We start from the raw sequence: 3,150 nt of genomic DNA, 5'->3' as shown, positions 1-3,150 counted from the left end.
CACCGGAACGTTCCTGGTCGCCAAGGCCGCTCTGGGCAGAATGATCGACCAACCGCGGGTGGAGGGGGAGCGGGGCTCGATCGTGACGCTGGCAAGCATCGAGGGTTTGGAAGGCACGGCGGGCGGCAGCGCCTACAACGCCTCCAAGGGCGGCGTCGTGCTGCTCACCAAGAACATCGCGCTCGACTACGGCCCGAGCGGTATCCGGGCAAACGCGATTTGCCCCGGCTTCATCGAAACGCCCATGACCGGTAACGTTTTCGGCTTGCCGGGAATGGAAGGCCCGAAGGCCTCGATCACCGAGGAGCACGCGCTGCAGCGGATGGGCCTGCCGGAAGAGATCGCCGCCACGGCGGCCTTCTTGGTATCGCCCGACGGGTCCTTCATCAGCGGTCAGGCCATCGCCGTCGACGGTGGCTACACGGCCGGCCGCGATCACGGTGTGGTTCAACTCTTCGGCCTGCCGAAGTGAACTAGGTCCGCGGCCACGGTTTGGTGAACCCGAGCGTCGGGTAGCCGACACTCGGCGCGCACAACAGCCCAGCGCGCCGAAACCCCACGAATTTCGGGAGGAAACCATGGCTGATGCTGCGGTAAACACACCCACCGATGTCATTCAGTTTCTCGTTGGCCAGCACGAGCAGATCAAGTCGTTGTTTGCCGAAACGCTTGCCGCTTCCGGCAAGAAGCGGGAGCAGGCCTTCGTCGCGCTGCGCCGGTTGCTCGCCGTGCATGAAACAGCCGAAGAGGAGATCGTCCACCCGCGGGCGCAGCGAAAGATTCCTAACGGCGACAAGATAATTGATGCGCGGTTAGAAGAGGAGCACGAAGCCAAGACGGTGCTGTCCGAATTGGAGAAGCTCGACGTCGACGACGATTCGTTCACCGACGCACTGACCAAGCTTCGCGACGCGGTTGTTCAGCACGCCGAGCAGGAGGAGAAGCAGGAGTTCGCCAAGCTCGAGCAGGAATTGGGCAGGGACGAACTCGAGCACATGGGCCGCGCCGCCAAGCTCGCCGAAGCAATCGCGCCCACCAGGCCGCACGCCGGGGTGGAATCGCAGGTGGCCAACCTGCTCGCCGGACCGTTCGCGGCGATGATGGACCGGGCGCGCGACACCATCATGGGTAAAGGCTGACCTGAGCCAGGCGCACACCCATGAGCCCGACCAAGGCACCCGGAGCAGAACAGTTCCTGCCCGAAGACCGTACATTGGATTCGCTGGCCGCCGCGGCGAGTTGCTGTCGCGGTTGTACGTTGTACGAGAACGCCTCGCAGACCGTGTTCGGGCACGGTCACCCCGATGCTCCGATCATGCTGGTCGGTGAGCAGCCCGGCGACCGCGAGGACGTCGAGGGCCTGCCATTTGTCGGCCCGGCGGGGCGGCTGCTCGCGCGTGCGCTCGACGACGCTGGCATCGATCCGGAACTGACGTATCAAACCAACGCCGTCAAGCATTTCAAGTTCACCCGCAAAGGCGGCAAACGCCGGATACACCAAAAGCCGAACCGAACCGAGGTCGTCGCGTGCCGGCCATGGCTGATCTCCGAGATCGAGACGCTGGAACCGCAGGTGATTGTCCTGCTTGGCGCTACCGCCGCTCAGTCGTTGCTGGGCAGCGCTTTTCGAGTATCTGCGCATCGCGGTGAGCTCTTGCAGCTGCCCCCAGAGGCGCAAGTGCAACTGGACCCCGAGCCGCGGCTGGCGGCCACCTTGCATCCGTCAGCCGTGCTACGCGATCGGACTGACCGCGAGCAGGCATACAAGTCGTTGGTCGACGACTTGCGCAGTGCGCGTGGCGGACTTAGGCGGTAGCCGCTACGGCGCGTCATGGTCTTCGGGGTGGTGGGATCCATTCGGTGAACCGCCGCCGACAAACTATCTGCCATCGAGCCGCCGGATGCGGTGAGCGACCGAGGCTTGCATCACTTCTTACAAACTAGTAAGTTAGAAAGCGTGACTTCAATATCTAGTGGCGCGATGGCCCAACCTGCTGCGATCGGAGATTTTTGTCAACGCTGGGCGAAAGCCTGGAACGATCATGACGGCGATGCTGTCGCCGCGTTGTGCGCAGAGGAATTGGTGTACGACGAGCCGGCGCTCGGCGACACGGTTCACGGCCGCGACGCCATCCGAAACTTTGTAGAAGCGATGGGCGTGGCGTTTCCTGACCATAAATTCTTCCTGGAGGGCCTATACGCCGACGTAAGCCGCCCTGCGGTGCTGGTTGCCTGGCGGTTCAGTGGCACGCACGCACCGACCCGTCGGAAGCTCGAATTCCATGGCGACGATCGCTTAGAGCTTCGCGAGGACGGTCTGATCAGCGCCTATCGCTGTCTGTATGACAATGATCTGGTGCTGCGCCAGCTTGGAAAAAATCGGCCACGATGACCGCCGACGCCGCAGTGTCAGCACGTGAGCGAAAGCCAGCATCGGTGCGGCGTGCCGAGATTCTTGATGCGGCGGCGGTCGAGTTCGCCGAAACGGGGCTGGCTGGAACACGGTTGGAGGCGATCGCCGCTCGCGCTGACATTTCGCATCCGCGCATTGTGCAGATGTTCGGCTCGAAGCAAGCGCTTTTTCTTGCCGCCGTCGACGCGGCGTTCGATCGCATTGCCGCCGCGTTCAGGGCAGCGGCCACCAGCTCAAGCGCCAGCGACGGTGCGACACCGCTCATCGTGCTAGGCGATGCTTATCGGCGTCTGCTGCAGCGCGACCGAACTGTCGCGCTGATGATGCTCCAAAGCTACGCAGCGGCCGGAAATGAAGCTGTGCGCGAGGCAGTCGCCCGCCGTCACCTCGCACTGCAACGTGCAGTCACCGACCTCACCGGCGCAGACGAGCTCGAGGTGCGAACCTTCTTTGCGACCGGCCTTTTAGTCACGATCTCCACGGCACTCAGATTGCCTGGTAAGCGAACCGATGCCGCTTGGGGCGCATGGCTTTTAGAGCAGATCGCTCACGGTGGATAAATGACCATGGGTCAGGGATGCCCGTCGTCGTCGTCTTGGCGGAGCAGTTTTTCGGGGTGGTGGTAGGTGTTGACGCGGGGTTGGCCGTGGTCGAGGTGGGGTGGTGGGATCCATTCGGTGTCGCCGTTTTTGAGCTTGCGGGTGGTCCACCCTTGTTCGGTGATGGTGTGTTGTGGG

Annotated in this window: 5 protein-coding genes and 1 pseudogene; 5 read left to right on the top strand and 1 reads right to left on the bottom strand. The window is 63.1% G+C overall.

The genetic code is table 11. The features are described from left to right. The 5 genes from WB785_RS04375 to WB785_RS04355 all read left to right on the top strand — a co-directional run. A partial coding sequence (locus tag WB785_RS04375; protein ID WP_424077466.1) for an SDR family NAD(P)-dependent oxidoreductase occupies window positions 1-472 on the top strand: 472 nt, incomplete at its 5' end. 106 nt (window positions 473-578) lie between these two features. Then, window positions 579-1,139, top strand: a complete 561-nt coding sequence (locus WB785_RS04370; protein ID WP_424077465.1) for a hemerythrin domain-containing protein — start codon at window positions 579-581, stop codon at window positions 1,137-1,139. Window positions 1,140-1,159: 20 nt separating this feature from the next. Next, the gene (locus tag WB785_RS04365; RefSeq protein WP_424077464.1) at window positions 1,160-1,816 is read left to right on the top strand and encodes a UdgX family uracil-DNA binding protein; all 657 of its coding nucleotides are present in this window, start codon (window positions 1,160-1,162) and stop codon (window positions 1,814-1,816) included. A 165-nt stretch (window positions 1,817-1,981) separates the two neighbouring features. Continuing rightward, window positions 1,982-2,392: a nuclear transport factor 2 family protein gene (locus tag WB785_RS04360; RefSeq protein ID WP_424077463.1), complete on the top strand. Its 411-nt coding sequence runs from the start codon at window positions 1,982-1,984 to the stop codon at window positions 2,390-2,392. Next, a complete protein-coding gene (locus tag WB785_RS04355) occupies window positions 2,389-2,973 on the top strand; it encodes a TetR/AcrR family transcriptional regulator (RefSeq protein ID WP_424077462.1) in 585 nt (194 codons plus the stop codon). Before WB785_RS04360 ends, WB785_RS04355 begins: the two co-directional genes overlap by 4 nt. A gap of 11 nt (window positions 2,974-2,984) precedes the next feature. Here WB785_RS04355 and WB785_RS04350 read toward each other — a convergent pair. Then, window positions 2,985-3,150, bottom strand: a pseudogene (locus WB785_RS04350) (HNH endonuclease signature motif containing protein); the annotation flags it as partial.

The organism is Mycobacterium sp. (assembly GCF_049585075.1).
In the GTDB taxonomy this organism is placed as follows: domain Bacteria; phylum Actinomycetota; class Actinomycetes; order Mycobacteriales; family Mycobacteriaceae; genus Mycobacterium.
Note: the sequence above shows the minus strand (reverse complement) of the source record. Positions and strands in the feature narration are given on the sequence as shown.